Origin of the sequence: Pseudoalteromonas sp. TAB23 (assembly GCF_000498075.1) — a bacterium.
Classification (GTDB): Bacteria; Pseudomonadota; Gammaproteobacteria; order Enterobacterales; family Alteromonadaceae; genus Pseudoalteromonas; species Pseudoalteromonas arctica.
On record NZ_AUTP01000117.1, the window covers coordinates 15,483 to 35,165 of the forward strand.

Genomic DNA, 19,683 nt, shown 5'->3' on the forward strand with positions numbered 1-19,683 from the left:
ATAGGCGTTTTAAGTTGTTTTTTGATGACTTACTAGCAACTAACTTAACCTGATAATCAATTTATCATATAAAAAAAATTTAATAATAATAAAAAGTTAGCAATTTATGTTGAAGGTGTTATTGCTGAATTTATTTGATTATAGCTAGGATGGTTATTTTTATTACTATTTTTTAAATATAAAAAATCCGATATGGCATGCCATATCGGATTTTAATTTAACTCATTAAATTTAAATTAAAAGCTGTAAGTAATATTACCGTATAAGAAACGTCCGTCTAATCCGTAAGGCGCATACGGTGTGTACGGGAATATTTGGCCAAAGTCAGAGTAACCAATGTTATCCACGGTGGCTTGTGGGTACTGATCGAACAAGTTGTTTGCACCAACGGCAAATTTCCAATATTCGTCTGGACGGTATGCCACTTCTAGGTCGGTGATCCACTTAGGGTCTAGGTATTCATCGCGGTCAGCTGTAGTTGATATATCAGCGACTTCACCATAACGTGTGGCACGAAGCGTTGTTTGCCATTCGTTAAAGTTCCATACTGCTGATAGGTTCCATTTGCTATCTGGCGTGCCTTCTTCAAAGCGACCTACTTCACGACGTGCAAACACTACATAGTCGTCACCTAGTGAGTTAAGCTGTGCTGGGTTGTCGTTTACGTGCGTTACTTCGGTATCGTTAAAGTTAGCAGCTACGTTTAGGCGTAAATCACCTAAGTTGTCTAAATCTAAGTTATAAGTGGCTACTATATCTACACCTTGCGTGCGTGAGTCGATAGCGTTGGTAAAGTAACGTACGCTTTCGGTATTTAGCTCACCGGCATTTTGTAGTATTTCAACAACTGCATCGCCTTCTAAGTTTTCAGACAATACAATACGGTCATCAATATCAATACGGTACGCATCAACAGTTAAGCTAAAGCTGCCTTGAGTGTAAATAAAGCCCGCAGTAACGTTTACTGACTCTTCAGCATCTAACGGCTGTGCACCTAGCGCTTGCGCTGCTGCAGAATCAGTTGGGAATAGACCAACTTCAAATGGTTGGTTGTTTTCAAGTACGGTTGATATTTGGCGGTACGAGCTTTGCGCTAAAGATGGCGCACGGAAACCTGTGCTAATTGCACCGCGCAGCGATAGGTTTTCAGTAATGCTGTAACGCGAAGCAAGCTTAGAAGTAAATGTGTCACCAAAGTCGCTGTAATCTTCATAACGACCCGCTAAAACGACGTTCCACTTTTCTGTTAAGTAGGTATCAAACTCAACAAATAAAGCGATGTTATGACGGCTTTCGTCAGTCGCACTTTCTGGTCCAAAACCAGCAAGTACTTGCGCGCCACCGGCTGCAATTGGGTTACCGTCGCTATCAAGTGCGGTGATGTAAGACGCTTCTTCGCCTTCTTCTATTTTGTAGCTTTCATGGCGGTATTCAGTACCTACGGTAAAAAATACGTCATCAGGTAAGCCTAAATCCAGTGTGGTATTGGCCGTTGCGTTTACTAAAAACTGATCGTAAACCAATGCACCGTTGTCAAATTCGGTTGGGCTGTCGGCACCTAGTGATGTGTTAATACTATTTACAACACCGAAACCAAAGTCGTTGCGGCCGTAGTTGGTACTTACATCCCATGTCCAGTCGTTAGTTTCGCCTTGTAAGCCCAGTGCAAATGAGTAGTCTTGTACGTCTGTTTCAATTTGCGGCAAAAAGCCATCTGGGTACACTTCTAAAACGTTACGGCTGTCTTTTGCTCGGCGGTAAAAACCACCTGAATTACCTTCACGCTTTGAGTAGCTACCAAATGAATAAAGGTTTAAGCCGTTATCTAAATCGTAACCCATGTTGTAAAACAACGCGTAATCTTCAAGGTCTGCTTTACCAAAGCGGTGATTGTAACGATCGATAGTAAATTCACGTGGGTCTAGGCTGCCATCATCAAGGCGGCTGTATTGTTCGCGAGGGTCAAAACCTGAGCGTTGAGTTGAGTCGTTATCACGGTATTCAATTGATACGTTTACAAAGCCGTTATCAGATAACGCAAAACCAGAGTTTGCGCTAACAGTGCGTGTCGCACCGTCGTTTACTTCTCTGTCGCCACCGGTATTAAAGGCTAAGTCGCCGTTTGCGTCTGCATAGGTGCTTTCTAGCTGAGATACACCAGCCATTTGAGTATCGTATTTACCGTACGTTACGCTTACGCTACCGCCTTCTGAGGCATCTTTAAGTACAATGTTAATTACCCCAGCAATTGCATCAGAACCGTACTGTGCGGCTGCGCCATCACGTAGTACTTCAACACGTTTAATTGCAGAGGTTGGGATCATGTTCAAATCAACAGCTGTAGAGCCTCGGCCAACAACACCTGCTAAGTTTAATAGCGCACCGGCATGGCGGCGCTTACCGTTTATAAGTACTAATGTGTGATCGGGTGCTAATCCACGTAAAACAGCTGGTTTTGCATGGTCAGTACCATCACCCATAGTGGCACTTGGGTAGTTAAAGCTAGGTACTTGGTTTGCTAGTATTTGGCTTATTTCTAGCTGACCCGTACTTTGCATATCACCGCTGGTAATAATGTCTACGGGTACCGTACTTTCGGCAATACTGCGTAAGCTTCTGCGAGTACCGGTAACCGAAATTACTTCGATATTCTTTTCTGCTTGATTATCTTGCTCTGCGGCAACGGCCATAGAGTAAGGTGTGCTAAGTGCAGTGGTAACGGCCAAGCTAAGTGCTAGTTTATTTGCAGATAAACGCTTAAAAGTCATTAATTGTTCCCCAAGAGCTGCTAGTCGAAAAGGAGCGCATCATATAGAAGCGACTACCCTAGTGCAAAGATAAAAACTATCTAAGATATTCTAAGTTGTTAACACGTGAAGCTGGGGCGTGTTGCCTTGGTGATTGAATTTGCAGCAGTATGTTTGGCTTTTAGGCAAGGCAGAGCCTATGTAGTACTCCCCATAAATAGGCGATAACGCAGCATAAATGCCAAACATGCGCTGCCCTTTGGGTTCTTTCTAGGAACGATTAACTCTTTGTTACTCAGTTTTTACTTAGCCCACTAGGTTACAAACCTCGCGCCGCGATTAAATCGCTCCTAGATTGAACAAATTTCAATCCACAAAGGCCAACACGCCCCAGTGTTTACGCGCGATATAGGCGTTTGGATCGTTGTAGTTGCAATCTTGTGTCGAATGGTTGCGAATTCAAGGGAATTTTAGATAAAAGTTAGTAAGACGTAAAAAGGCCAAGCAAATGCTTGGCCTTTCAATTTTTTAAATTTAGTAATTTAAATTATTCAGGGGCAACTTCAAGCGTTGTAAATAATGCATAACGTCCTGCATCTACGCCTTCTTCATTTACGGTAACCTTGTTAGAGGTTTCGATTAGGTATAGGCCTGGTTCTTTCCACGTAATTGTAAACATACCTTCTTTATCGGTCGTTACTTTTACTTCGCCACGGTCGTTACGGTAGCGTGTGTCGCCTTTTAAAATACTTACTTCAATGCCTTCACCGGCAGATTTACCATCTTGTAAAAGCTGAAACTTAGCGCTTTCACCTACAAATAAGTCATTTGGATGCGTTGGTCCACTAAGCTCTAAGCCTAAACCTAACTGTGCAGGCTTTGAGGTGCCATTTCGGCTTACAAATGTATCTACTGTTGAAACAACCTTCGTTGTAGTTACATCTTTTGCATTGCTAGGTAACTCGGCTTCTGTTTTTTTACCAAATACGCGTTTGCGCTTACCTTCTTCGTTTTTATAGAAGGTCATGTACATTGGCTTTTGGGTCATTGCAATGTGATAAGTGCCTTGCTCTGTTAAGCTTACAGCAGCTGAGCTTTTACGTTTTAAGTAATAAGCACGGATGGTTTCAGATACTGGCTCACCATTAGGCGCAAGTGCCATTAATAATGTGTCATCGTACTCGGCGCCTTTTTCTTTAGGTTTAAAGGCTTTGTCTGGTGCAAAAATTTCGTTTGAAATACTTGCGTCAATCATTACGTAATGCGCTTTATCGCCTGATAAAGATGTATGCGAAGGTAGTAACCAACGTCCGTGTGCACTTGCCGAAGTTGACACTAAAGCAGATAAGCTCAATGCGCTGATTAATGCAGTTTTTAATAAATTAATTTTCATTGTATTTCCTTAAATTTAAATGATTAAGTAGCAGCTACTTAGTGCTTACAGTGACGAAGCTTTTAGAAAACTCGTTTTTACCATCAATTGTAATTTTTCCCGACTTTGTTAAATCGAGCTCAACACGGGTGTAGTCTCTGCCGCCTTCTTCGCGTACAACTTCAATATTTAGTAAGTATTTACCTGGTTTTACTGGGTTACCGTCTAAATCATTACCTTGCCAATTTATAGTGTAAGTACCCGCGCGTTTTGTTGCGCCGCTAATGCCGTCAAAGTTGGCATCGCTTTTACCGGCTTTACGCCACCATTGGCGTAAGTCTTTAAACCATTCTGCTTTTTGTACCCAAAGTGCAAGCGTTGTAACGTGTTTGCGCTCTGGTGTTTCAAGCCAAACTGCAACGTATGGACGGTGATACGGTTGTACTTCTAAGTCGGGAAGCGTTAATTCAACCTCTAGCTGTGGTGTTTGCGCATGCGCCGTTGTTTGAAAAAACGCAGCTACGAGCAGTAATGCGGCGCTTATAAATAATTTAAATTTAACCATTAAGACACTCCTTTTATTTGTGGAACCCAACATAAATAAATAACCATTGGAGTTGCGACTCCTAGTAAGGTTATCCATATTCCTGCTAAGCGTTTTTTTCTATTTTGAAACAAAATAATCATGCCGGTGATGGCAAATAAAATCATTAGTACGGCAGATATATCAATTACCCAACTCCATACTTCACCGCTGTGGCGGCCTTTATGTAAGTCGCCAATAAGGCTTAAAAAGCCACCTGTTTGGTAATCAAGATTTAGCTCGCCAGTTGTAAAGTCGAGCTCTGCGTAGGCAAATCCTGCAGGCAGTGGGTAGTCGAGCATTACTAGCGCGTCTTCTTTTTCCCACTCAATGCTTTTTACTTTTGTAAGTGCATATTGCTCAGCTAAGTAAGCTTCTATTTCTGGGTAAAGCGTTGGCAGCGTATTTAGCTGTTCATTTGCTTTAGTAACTAGCTCTACTGGAATTGTTGCATTTACTTGACCGTTATTTTTATCGTTTTTAAGCCAATCAACGTGATTAAGCACAATGCCGCTAACGCAAAATAAAATAAGCAAAAAAAACAGAGCTGTAGAAATATAAATATGTAGAGCGCGGCTTGTACTATACAAAGCCCGCTTATTAATAAATGACATAAAAACAGTTAATAAATCAAATTTACAACATGATAATGATTTGCATTAGCTATTACAAATTTACTTACTTATCTTTACATAAAACTTTAAAATAAAGGTGTATGCAGGTAAAAAATGAATATTTAATGCTTAGGGGGGCTAGAGGGTCTTAAAATAAGGTAAATCATTACCGATACTTCTATTATTGCAACGAGATAAATAACCCAAATAGGGGCGGCTGAATACAGTAAAAATATAAATCCAATTAACATGCCAATGGCGGCGTAGCATTTGGCTTTAACAGGCACTACTTTGTGGGCTTGCCATTGCTGCAAAGTTACACCGTAACGAGGGTGGTTTAACAGCCATTGTTCAAGCGCGGGTGATGAGCGAGTAAAGCAGGTGAGCGCTAAAATAAAAAATATAGTGGTAGGCATGACCGGTAACACAATGCCAATAATACCCAAGGCTACAAGTATTAAGCCAAGCGCTTTAAACCATAAGTTTTTATAACAAATAAACACTGCTTTTATATTCACTTAGGCTCTTTTTAGGCGTGTTATGGTATCTCTAATTGTAGGCTAAATAGCTATTAATTCGAAGCTTAAAATCAATAAAAAAGGGCAAACTAAGTTTGCCCTTTTAAAAATAAATGCGGTTAACAGTTTAGAAGTAGTAACCAATATTTATGTTGAAGCGACGTTCTGTATCGCCATCACCAATAATTGTTCCGCCAATAAATGGCTGGTTACGTGCTTGAATAAAGTCGAAGTAACTAAAGAAACCACCTGCAGCAACACTCATACCCGTTACGTTCATCCATGTATCTGCGCTATCGTCAGACTTGTCATAAATAATGCCGTAATCGTTGTAAAATTGAATGTCGGTAACTGGGCCCCAATCAAGCGAGTAATTATAAGCAACGTTAAAGTTAGTCATAGTTGCTTCGCTAGATACAGTGTCATAATACGCATACGCACCAACAACAAAGCGGTCGCTGCTGTCGTCTAGATCGTAGTCGTATTCACCGTGTTGAAATTGGATATTCCAGTTGTTAATTGTGCTATCAACATGAAATGCCCATGCGCCGTAGTTACCTGCACGATCGTTACCGTCATGTAAGCCACCACTTAATAGTGATACACCCACATCGGTAGTTATATTTTTGCTGTGTTCAATTTGATATGTCGCACGCCCGGCAAACGTATTGTATTCGCCTATGCGAGAGCCTGGTGCATCGTATGTACCTTCCTCTGCTGAGCGACTACCAATAATGTCGTAAGAGTAACGATGGTTAATATCTGAAGAGCCACCGTCTATACCACCTAGCTCATCATTTTTGAAAAAGCCTAGGTCTAGTTTCCAGTTATCTTTAAGTTTACGTTTTACTACTACACCTAAATCAAAATCGTCTTCTAGGCCTACATAATAGTTAGTACTGAAAAAGTAGCTGTGTGAGTTGTATGGGCCATTACCAAAAGGCACGGGTGCAATACCTGCTTGTCCTTCCCAGCCATCTGCAAACTCATAACCTAAGTAAGCATATTTAACAACGGTCATATAATCGTAAAAACGTACTTCACCGTTAAGTGAAATATCGTTAATCTCACCAGATACATTTATGCGGAAAATATCAAAATCAAAATCGCCACCGCGATCTTGGGTATCTTCATCGTATGTGTTGGTGCTGTAATTAAAGCGTATTGCTCCACCAACTTTAATGCCTTCATCTTTTTTCTCAGGTTCAGCTGCGGCAACTTCAACTACTTTTTGATCAGATTTTTTACTGATGTTTGCAACTTGTTGTTCGTGCTGCTTATTAATTTGCTGTTGTTTTGTTTTTTCATCAGCTAACTTATTTTCAAGCAATTGCATTTGTTGCTTTAGCTGTTTAAGTTGGCTTTGTAGTGTGTCTAGATCATCAGACGCATAAGAAGTGCTTGTAACACCACCTAGGACTAGTGCTAGTGTTAATTTTGAGAGTTTAGTCATAATAGCCGCTCTGCTTGTGATTAAAAAATAAAAAATTCAAGACGTCAAAAAACGCCTTACGTTTAGAGTAAGTACAAAATTATGTATTTTTTTTATTGTTTATTCTTTAGGAGCTTGAGTAAGTGCACCAACTTCTAGAAGGGGCGATGCATCTAATTTATCTGCATCCATCATCGCGGCTACACGCTGCATTGATGAGAGTAAAAGGCTCTGTTCCCACTCAGCAAGCGCAGAAAACTTTTCAATAAAGTGTTGTTGCAATGGCTGAGGTGCTTTATCAAGTAACTCTTTTCCTTTTTCGGTGAGGTATAAGCTCACTCTGCGTTTATCCATTTGACTGCGTACGCGTGTTACTAAATCTCTGCTTTCAATTCTGTCGAGAATATTGGTGACCGTTGCCGGGCTTAAATTTACGTTCTGAGCTATACGGCTCGCCGTTATTCCATCGGTTTTTTCAACTTCTTGCATTATAAGCAGTTGTGGCCCAGTTAAACCTGAAGTTTTATTTAGCTGCTTAGAATGTAAGTCAATCGCGCGGATCACTTTACGTAAAGAAACCAATAACTCGTCATATTTTTGCATTTGCTTATCTCATCGATGGGGCGGTAGTTTGCCGTAATCGCGAAATGTTACACATCAAATAAATTGAATTCAAACAATATATTGCACATTAGGCCGCTTTTATTGGTTTTTAATAGTTAGAGCAGTAACTAATGTAAAATTATATTGTTTAAATTATAGTAAATTTTCTTAGCATCTTGTGTGCATTAAGTTGCGCACAGTACGTATGTTGTGAATAATTGGCAAGTCTTATTGTATAGACTTTAGTATTATTCATTTACAGCTGTTAGTACAAAGTAATTGTTTGTGAGTTTACTGTATATGTATTAATCGGCAATGAACAAATTCAGCAATCAATATTTAATATCAATAGCGTATACTTTAAGCATGCATTATTGTTTCTGCACAAATATTAAAAATCTTTAGTATCAGTATTATAGGGGAAGGTATGAAATTATCGCCATCAGTTAGCATTGAGCAAAGCGAAACCGGTCTTGAGTTTATTAAAATAGCTAGCTCAAAGTGCGATGCAAAAATATTTTTGCAAGGTGGGCAAATTACCGACTTTATCCCTAAAAATAACAAGCCACTTATATGGGTATCACAAGACGAAACCTATCAAGAAGGGGCAAGTATTCGAGGTGGTATTCCTATTTGTTGGCCGTGGTTTGGTACACACGCTAATGATGGGTGGCCTGCCCATGGTTTTGCGCGCACAAGCGTGTGGCAAGCTGATGAAGTACACGAATCTGATGAGAAAATTACAGTTAGTTTAAAGCTACCCATGAAGCTTGTTAATACAACGTATTGGCCATATCAGTCAGCATTAAAAGTTGAGTTTGTATTAAGCGATAAATTACAGGTTAGCTTAACGACCACTAACTTAGGGAGTGCGCCATTTAGCTTTACCCAAGCGCTGCATACCTATTTTCCTACATCAGACATTACAAATACCCATGTAAATGGTTTGCAAGGCGCCCAATATATTGAGTTTAGCGAAGGGCCATTTGTACAAAACGATGTTGTAAGCTTTAATCGCGAAACCGACATGGTTTATACACAAGCAAATACAATGCAAACCATTAATACGCCAGAAGGTGTTATTAATGTGAGCCGCGAAAACTCAAGTTCGTGTGTACTGTGGAATCCATGGATAGAAAAATCAAAACGCTTATCTAACTTTGCTGATGATGAATATAAAACAATGCTCTGCTTAGAGGCTGCTAATGTACTGACAGATAAAGTAACGCTTGAGCCAAAACAAAGCCACACCTTAATAACCACCATTAGTTGGTAAGCTAGTCATAATTAAAAGCAGGAATAGGGACAAATAGTGTTTAACAATCAACAAATAATGGATTTACCAAAGCATAGTGATATTAGCTTTAAGCCATTGGCTGATAAAGCCTTATTACATACACAGCTTAGCTCGCTTCTGTTTTATATACCGCTAATTGGAGCGCTTATTGCTGTTTGTTATTTTAATGAAGCCTTTGCTAATAATGCACAAACGTATTTGCTAATTGGTATGCCTATTTTGGTGGCCGTATCTATGCTGTACAACATGATAAGTGTGAGGTTACGAGGTTTTGCAGTGCGAAATCATGACATTGCTTTTAAAAAAGGCGTTATTTGGCAACAAGTGACGGTATTACCTTTAGCGCGTGTACAGCATATGGAAATACACCAAGGGCCAATAGAGCGAAAACTTAGCCTTGCGAGTATTAAATTATTTAGCGCTGGTGGTGTAAGTGCCGATTTACAAATTAGTGGGCTAACCCATGATGATTGTAAAAATATGCGCCAATTTGTACAAAACTACCGCCAAGACGACGCAACTACTCAGGCAGCTTTAGTCGATGAGTAATACAACTATCGAAGATAAAGCGAGCCCTATTTACTGGCAGAAAGTATCGCCCTGGGCACTTTTATACTTTGTTGTGCACTTTAGTGTGCGCTTTGTAAAAGATGGCCTTTTAAACTTACTACCTATGCTTGTCGTGTTTGTTACTCAAGTAGAAAATAAGTTGTTTTGGGCACAGGTTGCAGGTGGGATTGCGCTAATTTCGTTGCTTATTTACTCATTTTTATATTATTTAAATTTTAAGTTTTGTATTAGTAGCGACAACGAAATATTGCTTAACAAAGGTGTATTTAAAAAAGAGCGACTTACGCTTAAATTTGGTCGTGTGCAAAACGTTAATATTGCCGAGCCATTTTATTTTACCCCCGTAAACTTAGTTAATTGTATTTTTGATGCAGCTGGCAGTGTGTCACAAGAAGTTGTTTTACCTGGCGTCACTAAAGATTATGCACAGCAAATGCGTAAACAAATATTTGATTTTAAAGCACAGCAACAGCAAGAAATACAAAATACTGAACAAAGCAAAACAGACATTATCGAAAACAGCCTAAGCATTAGCAATAAAGAAATAGCTAAATTTGGTTTAATGTCGAATATGGCTATTTTAGCAATCGCTGCTTTGGCCCCTTTTATAAACCTGATTGTTGATTTTTTAGAGAAGCAAATTATTGCGAAAGTAGAAGGCTTTTACCAACAAGAGCTTGGTATGCTGGCAAGTGCTGCTACCTTTGCGATGATCACCTTAATTGTTTTGTTAGTTTTGGTGGCTGTAATGCTATCGGTGACTATGTCGCTTATTCGTTTTTATAACTTTGAGCTTTATTTTAAAGGTCAAAAGTTTAAACGTATTGCTGGCTTGTTAGAGCGCCATCAGCTTTCAATGAGCATGGATAAAGTGCAATCTATTGTTATTAAGCAAAACCTAATGGGGCGATTACTAAAGCGATTTACCGTTGAGTGCTTGCAAGCAAGTAGCGGGGGAATAGCAGCCGGTGTTGCGGCTAAAAAAAATAAACAAACCTTGGTATTACCCGTATTAAATAGCGAACAAGTTGATAGTGTATGCCAATGGATTTACCCGTGGTTTAATAGTAAAAAACTCGCTTTTAAGCGCGCAGAGCGAGCGCTTTTGTATAAAAATTTAGGCTTTTATTCACTGTTACCGAGTGCATTAGTGTTTGGCTTTTGTTTTATTGCTGATATTAATACTTTGATAAGCCTTGGTGTTTTGGTGGTGTTTTCTGGCTTGGTAACTTTATCGTATCAGCGTTATGGTTATTACATGCATGAGGATAATGGTCGATTTTACATGGTTGTACGCAAAGGTATGGTTGGCGTTCATTACCGTGTTTTTGAGCTTTATAAAGCGCAAAGTGCACGCAGTATAAGCACGTACTTAATGAGAAAGTCAGGCTTAAAAAGCCTGTATATACAACTTGCTTCTGGCTTTGCATTTATGCCCTACATAAAGCAGCAAGATGCTGACTTTATTATTGATTTTACAATTAAGCAGATTGAGTCAGATACTCGCAGCTGGATGTAAACTCCCCTAATAAAACATGTGTAAATACACATTTGCACATGCTTTATTACACTTTCTTACTGCCCATGAAAGACATTTAATAATACCCTAGATGGTATTAAGGAATTCTTTTAGGGACGCTCATGAAAAAAACACTTATCGCATCAGCTTTATTACTAGTAGCACCAAGCTTTGCAGCCGATTGGCAAACTATTCATACTGAACATTTCAACATTCACTACAGTGTTGAGCATGCTGATTTTGCTAAATCAACTGCAACAGAGCTTGAAATAGTACGCACCAAAGTGCTTGAGCAGCAAAACAGAGCACTTGATAAAACAGTTGATGTAGTGGTGTTTGATCCCCTAAATGCAGCAAACGGCTTTGCGCTACCTACCTCAAGTAACCCTGTAATGGCACTTTTTACAACCCCACCACAATCCGACACAGTTATATCAAACAGCGCTGGCTGGCAGCAGTTGCTTGTGTTGCATGAATATATTCACTTAGTGCATTTAGCACAGCCTACACGCAATGACTGGCAGCAGAAAGTACGTGGTATATGGGATTTATACGACTTAACCTACAGTGATACGCCGCGCTGGGTAGCCGAAGGTTATGCCACATTGATTGAGTCTAAAATGACGGGTCGTGGACGTTTGTTTGATAACTACTCAGAGTCAATACTGCGAGAATTTGCTCAACAGGGCGCACTGCCAACCTATGGGCAGTTAAATGGCGAGCAGGGCTTTATGGGCGGCTCAATGGCGTATTTAATGGGTAGTCGCTTTTTAAATTGGTTAGAGAAAAACTATTCAGAACAAACACTCGATAGTGTTTGGGCGCGAATGCAAGGCGTAAAAACGCGGAATTTTGATGAGGCATTTAGCGGTGTGTTTGGGCAAAGTGCAGCCAAGCTATATCGCCGATTTATAGCTGAATATACCTATAAAGCAATGCAAATAGAGCAAGGGGAGCCGTTACTTAATAGTGAACTTTGGCTTGAGCTTAACTTATATGCAAGTAACCCAGTACTTTCAAAAGATGGTAGTAAAATTGCGATTGTTGAGCGAGATAAAGAGAGTAATACCAAGCTTATAATTTATAGCACTGATGACAACATTAAAGCGCAAGAAGAGTTTACTAAAGCGCAAAAAGAGCTACTCGAAAACGATGCACAAGATATTCCCGATACAGCGCCCAGTGTGTTTAAGCGCGAACAAAAACAAGTACTTAATCAAATTAACCGAGCCGGTATTGCAAATCCTCAATGGGTAAATAGCACAACGTTATATTTCAATGCGTACAGCAATGAAGAGTCGGGTATTTATAACAAAGTGTCTGACATATTTAGCTATAACACTGACACTGGAAATATTACACAACTTACCGAACTTGCTGGTATACGTCGTTTTAACGTAACCAGTAACGGCGAAACCTTGTATGGCGAGCAAATAAGAGATGGCTACTCTGAATTAGTAAAGGTTGATCTCAATACGCAAACCATCACACCATTATTTACAAAAAGCCTTGAGACAACTTACGATTACCCAATACTCAGTCCTGATGAAACTAAATTAGCTTATTTATCAACATCATTAAATGAAAACTGGCAATTGTATATACAAGATGTAGGCGGCAATCAGCAGCAATTAGTACCTATGCCAAACGGGTATCAATATTTAAGTCAGCCGAGCTTTAGTCTTAATGGCGAGTCAATTTACTTTGTTGCAGGTTTAAATAGCGCCACCGATATTTATAACTACAACATAGAGAGTAAAACACTCACCAAGTTAACCCAAGGGCAAGATGCCGTTGCCCACCCAATTGAAATGGCCGATGGCTCGTTACTCTATTTTTCGATAACTGCAGATGGGCCAAATGTAAAAACACTGCCAAAAGCTATAAAAAGCACTGTAGTTACTGAGTTTGCAGCTAACAAAAAAGCACCGCTGCTAATAGTAAACGAACATACACTTCCAAAAGCTAAAATATATAAGCACGAAACTACAGAGCAAACAAATTACAACGTGCTCGACCAGCACGCTACTTTCGCGATTGGCTCCCAGTATTATTCGGCTTCTACCAGTTTGTTAGATTTAAGCATTAAAAGTAGCGACTTATTAAAGCAGCTCGACTTACAAGCGGGTTATAGCACTGATTTACACGATGGGGCATTGCACGGTGGTTATGTGCAGGCAAAATATAATGCGCTTGATGTAAAACTGAAACTTGCACTGTTTGACTACAATTTAGATACATCGCGCCAGTATCAGCAAAGTCTAAGTGCAGACATGGATGCCCGTGGTGGTTTTGCCGCAATAAGTTACCCCGTTAAATTTGGACAGTTAAGTTTAACACCAGAGCTTGCCTACAATTACACTGATTATAAGCAAAGCCATAAAAGTTGGACGCGTTTAGGTATTGCTCAAAATTGGCAATATGATCGTCAAGACTTTGCTATAGGCCAAAGTATTTATGCGAGTTGGTACGATGGCGGTAGCAAAAGTAATAATTGGCAAGGTTATGATTTAGCAGCAAAAATTTTTGGTAAAGCATTTGGTATTCCTCTTTATGCAAACTTTTCTCAAAAGCAACGTGACGACAGGAGCCTTGCATTAGGTGGCTTTAGCTCAAATCTTATTAATCAGCAGCAAAATAGTGAATATGTACTTTCATCTGAGCTGCCTTTTTACAGTGCAACTGCAAAGCGCTATCAAGGCTACGGTGGCGGCTTTAGCTTTAAAGAAGGCATGCCGTGGCTTTATTATAAGCAACATCAACTCGACGACACCGTATACGCACAAAGCTACGGCTTAAAATACCAAGGTGACTTTAGTTTTGGAATGGGGCCAGCAGGTGTAAACGATTTAACGTTTAATATGGGACTGTCGCGAGTAGAAGGCGACAGTTTTGAAGATGAAATGCGTGCTTGGCTGAGCTTTTATTATTCGTTATAAATATCAATTGGCTAAGTTACTTATCCATCTGCAAGGATAGTAACTTAGCTTGATATACATCGAGTTTTTGATTATCACGTTCTAGTTCAATTGCTTTCTCAAGTAAGGTTTGTGTTTGTTTAATATTACCTTGTTGATAGCGAACTTTTGCGAGTTCCAAGTATAGCTCAGCAATGTAAGGCGCTTTAGTAATAGCTTGCTCAAGGTGTGCTTTAGCCTGATGAGCGTGGCCAGCTTGTAAGTCGTTTTTAGCGATTACTAGTAATTCGTATGGGTCTTTTTCTTTATTAACTAATTGTGAAGTGAGCTCTTTAACAAGCTCTTTGTCGCCTAATTTTTTAGCTAAAAGCTGATAGTTGCTGATTAAATTAATGCTTATTTCATTATTACTAAGTGCTGTTTGATAGATGTTTTTAGCGCTTTGTAAATCACCAGCCCGACGATGCAAAATGCCCGCTATATTAAATAATTCAGGATCATTGGGAGTGTATTTGTTTGCTTGTAAAATAAGCGAGTAAGCAATATCCAGCTGTTTGTCTGCTAGCGCTGTTGCAGCTAAATTACTGTAAAACTTCGAAACTAAATCGTTATAATCTGCACTGCTTGAATAAAAACTGCGACGGGTAGGAAAGTAGTCGATTAAGGTGCCCGCTCTGAAAAATTCAACAATATTATCATCTTCTTTCTCTACTTTTGGGGCGTATACTCTTGTTCTAAAGTGGCTTGCTACATAAACAACATTATTTTCTTTTGCGTATACAGGCTGACTTGTTACTTCTTGAAAGCTCGTTTCTAGTCCGAGAGTTTGTGCATAGCTTTGTGTTAAAACAGCTAAGCTAATACAGTTGCCTTGCGAAAGTTTTAAGGCTTGGGCTGAAGTAAGTGTATCGCCGTGGTATTTAAAGTTAGCTAAGTTGCTTTCGAGGTAGTTGTAAATAATGCGGTCATCACGGATTTGGGATAGCTTTTGGTTTTCGGCGTAAGCTAAAAACATTTCTTTTTCAGTATCCGGTAACTCAAAAATACTGTACTCAGAAGGAGTGTCGAGTTTATTAAACAAAGAATGGTTTAATAGTTGTTCAAGCTCTATTTGTTGTTCTACTTGCTGAACCTTGGTTGTGTTACATCCAACTAAATATAAAAAAGTAATACAGACTGCTATTTTATAAAACATCATAAACCCACTCCATTGTTAAATTTTACATTACAATGTGGTGGGTTTTTAATCAAGCACTTGCTGTACTGCGTTTACTTAAGCGGTTTTTTTGTGATTGTTTTTTACGTTTTCGGCGAGTAAACCATAAGTAAAAACCAGTACCTGCTAGCCACACTGGGCTTAAACCAATTACGCACCACAGTATTTTACTTATTAGCCCTGCAAAGTAGCCAAAATGAAGCTTTCTAAAACTATCAATTACCTGCCAGCCAACTCCTACTTCGCGAATATCCCAGTTAGTTAAATGTTTGCCTGTTAGCTTGTTATAGCTAACAGTATTGGCATACTCACTAGCAAGTGGGTTGGCGGTATCGACTTCGCCGAATAAGGTAATGTTTTCGTCAGGCTCGAGTGGCATAACTAAAAACGTACCGTTAAAAGTGGGTATTTGTTTTTTACTGTCATTGAGTATGTGTTGAAACGAAATATCGCTACTGTGTAGGTTTTTGGTTAGTACAAAGTGCTCTTCCTCTGCGTGTTCAATAACTTCGTGATACCACACCGCCCAGTTAAAGTAGCCACCTGTGATAGCTAAAATAATAATGATGGGAGATCCTACAACCCCCGTCATTTTATGAATGTCGCTAAGTACAATTTGCAGTGTTGCACGCCAGCGCACACTAAATAGACGCTGCCAAAATTTACGATAAATAATAAGCCCTGTAATACCTAATACCAATAAAAACAGAGCAAAAAAGAAGCCTAGTACAGTGCCTGTTTGCCCTGGTAAGTTTTTAAAGTCGTTCAGTAAAAAAGTGTAATGTAGTTCTAAAAACCAATCGGTAAAATAATGGCTGGTACCAACAGGTTCAGACAAAATGTCACCCGTATACTGGTTTAAATGAAACTTATACCATTGCTCTGTGCCGCGTTTGACTAAATAAACCCGATCAGCTGTATCATCGTTAAAAATCTCCCAACTACCTACTACATATTCAGGGTAAGCATGCTCTGTTTTTGCAATTAACGTGTCGATTGGCATGCGCTCTGGCAGTGCATTTACAACAAAGTGCCTGCTTGGCATAAGTAAGCCATCTATTTCACTTTTAAAAACTAATACGCTCCCTGTAATACTAATAACAATCAATGGAATGATAGCTATTAGAGCGATCCAACTGTGAATTTTAAAAAGAGTTTTTCTCATAGGTAGTTTTATATACAGCAGTTGATGACTTGCGCATGATAACAACTATCATTTTCATTTAATAGTTTGGCGGTGAGGCTTTCTATTAAACCGGTAAACCGTGAACTTAATTCTACGGTTTTTGTATACCTAGCTTGCCAGTACCTAAAACAAGAATTTCTTATTTAGTTGAGTTAAATTTACGCGGCTCTACAATGCCGCGCTCATAGTAAAAGCCTTTTAAAACAAATGTTTATTAAATGTTTTTATTTCTGCTTTTAATTAACATTTATGTAACGAGCGAGGTTGCTTTGGCGCATTATTTGCCTATATTGTCTTCATTTATTTTGGTTTTTAGTTTTTTACCATTACTAAACAAAATTCGAAAAAATCGTAGTGTCTCAGGTTTATCACTATTGATGATGACGTTTGGGTTAGCACAAAGCCTTTATTTTATAACCTACAATATTTATTTTGAGCGTTTTTATATTGCGTTACCATTTATTGTAACCGGTGCGTTAAGCGGACTTATTTTGTATTTTTTTGCACGTTATAACGCAGCTAAACGAGAACGGGTACAGTTGTTTACTATGCTAGGTTTTTCGTTACTGCCTTTTTCACTACTTTTGAATTCAAGCCTCGATACTGCAACGGTATTAAGCGCTTTAACGTATGTTGGCCTTGTGATGAGTTCGGTACGTGTTATGCCGCAAACTTATAAAACATTGCGTACGGGTAATGTAAGTAATTTAAGCGCGCGCTACTTTAGCTTGCAGTTTATTGCTGGTATTTGCGGCTTAGCTGTTGAGCTTACAACAGCGGCTCCAAGCACGGCGCACTTACTTATGTTTATTATGCTGTTGCTTACCAATGCTGTGCAATTTGGTTGTATGCAATATTATAGAATGCGGCCTGTAATGGCTTAAAAACAAGCTACTTAAGTTCCTATTTAGCCTAATTTATGGCAAATTACTTTATCTAATAAAAGGATAAAGTATGAATTGGAATCAGTTTGGCTATATTTGCCGTGTTAATAGCTCTAAAACACTAAGTACAGAGCAAAAAGATGAGCTGAGTACACCGCCCCATTTAAATATGTATGCCAATAGCGGGTCGCATAGTAAATTAGCGCATAATCTGGTGACGCAAATTGCATCTCAAGATGAGGCAACATCGCAAAAGCAAGCTACGTATTATCAATGTTTACCGGAATTAGTTAACGAATTTAAGTTTGAGCACAAGGGCTGGCTTAGTTACTTAACCATTGTATTTGTTATTTATGTTTTATCCTCTTTGTTGTATCAGTCTTTTGTTGTGCCTACTTTTGTTGAGATATATAGCAAGCATACTGTTTCTTTAAATCATGTATTTGATGATTATTTTACGTACTGGTATGTGCCAATTATTTTACTCGTTTTATTGCTGAGTGTTATTTTTACCGTTATTTTAAAGCTAAAAAATGTAAGTGCTCTCACAGAGCTAAAGCCTTTTTCGGGTTTATTTAAATTTCTTATTCCTCGTCAATTAATTAATGAGCATAACTCTTTAATTACCACGCTATTATTTCCAAGTAATCATAAAAAGGGTGTTAAAGCCTCTACACCTCAAACCCAGCACTTAGCTCAATGCGAGCTGCTAGGTTTAGAAACCCAAGAAGAATTTAAAGCGTTATTAAAGCAGCAGCTAAAGTTACTTAATACACATATTAAAAGCTTTATAAGTAAGCTCGTTATTGTTTATGGTTTGGTCATTGTTGTGTCTATTTGCTTATTTGTGAAAGCGGCTTATCAACCACTATTTATGCTAGGAGAAGTGCTATGAGAACAAAAGGATTTACGTTAATAGAGTTGATGGTGGTGGTGTCCATTATTGGTATTTTAGCTGCGGTTGCGCTACCTCAATACAGTAAGTATATACAACGAGCAGAACTTGTTGACCCACTTGCAATGGCAGCNCTGCCATTAGAGAAGACGTTACGGTTTATTATCTTGAAAACAGGCGTTTTCCAGCAAGTAATGAACAAGCAGGTGTGCCTGCAAGTAAATTTTTGATTGGCAATCGAGTAACAGGTATTACAGTTGATAATGGTGCTATTCATATTAGCTTGGGTAATAAAGCTTCACAGCTTTTGCAAGATACAGTTTTAACATTCAGACCCGCAGTTGTAACGGGAAGCCCTACAAGCCCAATTGCGTGGTTATGTGGGTTTGACGAACCGGTAACTGGCATGCAAGCGGTTGGCGAAAATAAAACAACAGTACCAAAAGAAATTTTACCTTCAGCGTGTATATAAAATAGTTTAGGGGATTAAAGTGCAATTAGCTATTCATCAAATTGATGCGTTTACGAATGAGTTATTCAAAGGTAACTATGCGGCAGTGATCCCATTAGAATCGTGGTTAAGTGACGATTTAATGCTAAAGATTGGCGCTGAGAATAACGTATCTGAAACTGCTTTTACCTGCCTGCAAGACGATGGCAGTTTTGTTATTCGTTGGTTTTCGCCCTTAATGGAAATCGATTTTTGTGGTCACGCCACACTTGCGGCTGCCTATGTTTTATGTGAAGAGCATAATATATCGCAAATTCGCTTTATTGCTGATGCGGTGGGCGAGCTAATCGTTAATAAAAACGCTGATGGCAGCTTTGCAATGACCTTTCCAAAACAAGCACCGGTTGAAGTGCAAAATGTGCCGCAGCAACTGCTTGATGGCCTGTCTATACAACCGAGTAAAGTGCTTAAAAATCGCCAAGCCTACTTTGTTATTTATGAAAACGCCGATCAAATACTTGAATTAAAAACTAGCTCAGAGCTTTTAAAAACGCTTTATCCACTTGATGTAGTGGCCACTGCTCCAAGTGTTGAATATGATTTTATATCTCGTTATTTTTGGCCTGCAAGCGGTGGCGACGAAGATTATGTAACAGGCTCTATTCATACTGGCTTGGCACCTTACTGGGCGCAGCAATTGGGTAAAACTACGTTAAGCGCTTATCAGGCTTCAAGCAGAGGCGGGCATTTACTATGTGAAGTGGGTGATACAACCGTCACCTTAACGGGGCATGCTGTAAGGTATTTAAAAGGCACTATTTATATTTGATCTGTGAATTAAGTTATAAAAAAGGCCACGTTAAACGTGGCCTTGGTTT

General features: G+C 39.1%; 16 protein-coding genes and 1 pseudogene. 8 read left to right on the forward strand and 9 right to left on the reverse strand.

From position 1 onward, the window contains the following. Window positions 1-236 precede the first annotated feature (236 nt). The 7 genes from L654_RS0103275 to L654_RS0103305 all read right to left on the reverse strand — a co-directional run bounded on the left by L654_RS0103275 (window position 237) and on the right by L654_RS0103305 (window position 7,869). Window positions 237-2,768 (reverse strand): TonB-dependent receptor, encoded by a 2,532-nt coding sequence (locus L654_RS0103275; RefSeq protein ID WP_024607258.1) that lies wholly within the window; start codon window positions 2,766-2,768, stop codon window positions 237-239. 526 nt (window positions 2,769-3,294) lie between these two features. Next, on the reverse strand, window positions 3,295-4,140 hold the full coding sequence (locus tag L654_RS0103280) for a DUF4198 domain-containing protein (protein WP_024607259.1): 846 nt from the start codon (window positions 4,138-4,140) through the stop codon (window positions 3,295-3,297). 34 nt (window positions 4,141-4,174) lie between these two features. Beyond that, window positions 4,175-4,684 carry a DUF2271 domain-containing protein gene (locus L654_RS0103285; protein ID WP_024607260.1) on the reverse strand — a complete coding sequence of 170 codons (510 nt, stop codon included), beginning with the start codon at window positions 4,682-4,684 and terminating at the stop codon, window positions 4,175-4,177. After that, entirely contained in the window at window positions 4,684-5,316 is a 633-nt protein-coding gene (locus L654_RS0103290) for a PepSY-associated TM helix domain-containing protein (protein WP_024607261.1), read from the reverse strand. The genes L654_RS0103285 and L654_RS0103290 overlap by 1 nt, the downstream gene beginning before the upstream one ends. A gap of 122 nt (window positions 5,317-5,438) precedes the next feature. Continuing rightward, window positions 5,439-5,834 carry a YbaN family protein gene (locus L654_RS0103295; RefSeq protein ID WP_024607262.1) on the reverse strand — a complete coding sequence of 132 codons (396 nt, stop codon included), beginning with the start codon at window positions 5,832-5,834 and terminating at the stop codon, window positions 5,439-5,441. Between the two features lie 127 nt (window positions 5,835-5,961). After that, window positions 5,962-7,287 carry a hypothetical protein gene (locus L654_RS0103300; protein ID WP_024589613.1) on the reverse strand — a complete coding sequence of 442 codons (1,326 nt, stop codon included), beginning with the start codon at window positions 7,285-7,287 and terminating at the stop codon, window positions 5,962-5,964. 99 nt (window positions 7,288-7,386) lie between these two features. After that, on the reverse strand, window positions 7,387-7,869 hold the full coding sequence (locus L654_RS0103305; RefSeq protein ID WP_024589614.1) for a MarR family transcriptional regulator: 483 nt from the start codon (window positions 7,867-7,869) through the stop codon (window positions 7,387-7,389). A gap of 427 nt (window positions 7,870-8,296) precedes the next feature. On the opposite strand from L654_RS0103305, the gene L654_RS0103310 reads away from it, so the two are divergent. From L654_RS0103310 to L654_RS0103325, 4 genes are all read left to right on the forward strand, one after another. Then, window positions 8,297-9,145, forward strand: a complete 849-nt coding sequence (locus L654_RS0103310) for a D-hexose-6-phosphate mutarotase (protein WP_024607263.1) — start codon at window positions 8,297-8,299, stop codon at window positions 9,143-9,145. A gap of 36 nt (window positions 9,146-9,181) precedes the next feature. Beyond that, window positions 9,182-9,715, forward strand: coding sequence for a PH domain-containing protein (locus L654_RS0103315; RefSeq protein WP_024589616.1), 534 nt, complete (start codon window positions 9,182-9,184; stop codon window positions 9,713-9,715). After that, the gene (locus tag L654_RS0103320; protein WP_024607264.1) at window positions 9,708-11,255 is read left to right on the forward strand and encodes a PH domain-containing protein; all 1,548 of its coding nucleotides are present in this window, start codon (window positions 9,708-9,710) and stop codon (window positions 11,253-11,255) included. The genes L654_RS0103315 and L654_RS0103320 overlap by 8 nt, the downstream gene beginning before the upstream one ends. A gap of 122 nt (window positions 11,256-11,377) precedes the next feature. Then, a complete protein-coding gene (locus L654_RS0103325; protein ID WP_024607265.1) occupies window positions 11,378-14,194 on the forward strand; it encodes a hypothetical protein in 2,817 nt (938 codons plus the stop codon). A gap of 16 nt (window positions 14,195-14,210) precedes the next feature. On the opposite strand, the gene L654_RS0103330 is transcribed toward L654_RS0103325, so the two are convergent. Together L654_RS0103330 and L654_RS0103335 are read right to left on the reverse strand one after the other, a co-directional pair. Continuing rightward, window positions 14,211-15,371, reverse strand: coding sequence for a tetratricopeptide repeat protein (locus L654_RS0103330; protein WP_024607266.1), 1,161 nt, complete (start codon window positions 15,369-15,371; stop codon window positions 14,211-14,213). A 49-nt stretch (window positions 15,372-15,420) separates the two neighbouring features. Next, complete coding sequence (locus L654_RS0103335) at window positions 15,421-16,554, reverse strand: PepSY-associated TM helix domain-containing protein (RefSeq protein ID WP_024607267.1); 1,134 nt, start codon at window positions 16,552-16,554, stop codon at window positions 15,421-15,423. A 290-nt stretch (window positions 16,555-16,844) separates the two neighbouring features. Here L654_RS0103335 and L654_RS0103340 point away from each other — a divergent pair, with 290 nt between their 5' ends. The 4 genes and pseudogenes from L654_RS0103340 (at window position 16,845) to L654_RS0103355 (ending at window position 19,634) form a co-directional block, all read left to right on the forward strand. Beyond that, on the forward strand, window positions 16,845-17,459 hold the full coding sequence (locus L654_RS0103340; protein ID WP_033010146.1) for a PQ-loop repeat-containing protein: 615 nt from the start codon (window positions 16,845-16,847) through the stop codon (window positions 17,457-17,459). A gap of 70 nt (window positions 17,460-17,529) precedes the next feature. Continuing rightward, window positions 17,530-18,354: a hypothetical protein gene (locus tag L654_RS0103345; RefSeq protein WP_024607268.1), complete on the forward strand. Its 825-nt coding sequence runs from the start codon at window positions 17,530-17,532 to the stop codon at window positions 18,352-18,354. Continuing rightward, window positions 18,351-18,826, forward strand: a pseudogene (locus L654_RS01000000125400) (pilin). The gene L654_RS0103345 and the pseudogene L654_RS01000000125400 overlap by 4 nt, the downstream one beginning before the upstream one ends. Window positions 18,827-18,845: 19 nt before the next feature. After that, complete coding sequence (locus L654_RS0103355; protein WP_024607269.1) at window positions 18,846-19,634, forward strand: PhzF family phenazine biosynthesis protein; 789 nt, start codon at window positions 18,846-18,848, stop codon at window positions 19,632-19,634. Window positions 19,635-19,683: the final 49 nt, after the last annotated feature.

Excerpts from the sequence above, each read along its gene's own strand:
- L654_RS0103300 (WP_024589613.1), bottom strand. The coding sequence starts at position 7,287 with ATGACTAAACTCTCAAAATTAACACTAGCACTAGTCCTAGGTGGTGTT.
- L654_RS0103320 (WP_024607264.1), top strand. The coding sequence starts at position 9,708 with ATGAGTAATACAACTATCGAAGATAAAGCGAGCCCTATTTACTGGCAG.
- L654_RS0103335 (WP_024607267.1), bottom strand. The coding sequence starts at position 16,554 with ATGAGAAAAACTCTTTTTAAAATTCACAGTTGGATCGCTCTAATAGCT.
- L654_RS0103330 (WP_024607266.1), bottom strand. The coding sequence starts at position 15,371 with ATGATGTTTTATAAAATAGCAGTCTGTATTACTTTTTTATATTTAGTT.
- L654_RS0103290 (WP_024607261.1), bottom strand. The coding sequence starts at position 5,316 with ATGTCATTTATTAATAAGCGGGCTTTGTATAGTACAAGCCGCGCTCTA.
- L654_RS0103280 (WP_024607259.1), bottom strand. The coding sequence starts at position 4,140 with ATGAAAATTAATTTATTAAAAACTGCATTAATCAGCGCATTGAGCTTA.
- L654_RS0103345 (WP_024607268.1), top strand. The coding sequence starts at position 17,530 with ATGAATTGGAATCAGTTTGGCTATATTTGCCGTGTTAATAGCTCTAAA.
- L654_RS0103275 (WP_024607258.1), bottom strand. The coding sequence starts at position 2,768 with ATGACTTTTAAGCGTTTATCTGCAAATAAACTAGCACTTAGCTTGGCC.
- L654_RS0103305 (WP_024589614.1), bottom strand. The coding sequence starts at position 7,869 with ATGCAAAAATATGACGAGTTATTGGTTTCTTTACGTAAAGTGATCCGC.
- L654_RS0103285 (WP_024607260.1), bottom strand. The coding sequence starts at position 4,684 with ATGGTTAAATTTAAATTATTTATAAGCGCCGCATTACTGCTCGTAGCT.
- L654_RS0103325 (WP_024607265.1), top strand. The coding sequence starts at position 11,378 with ATGAAAAAAACACTTATCGCATCAGCTTTATTACTAGTAGCACCAAGC.
- L654_RS0103310 (WP_024607263.1), top strand. The coding sequence starts at position 8,297 with ATGAAATTATCGCCATCAGTTAGCATTGAGCAAAGCGAAACCGGTCTT.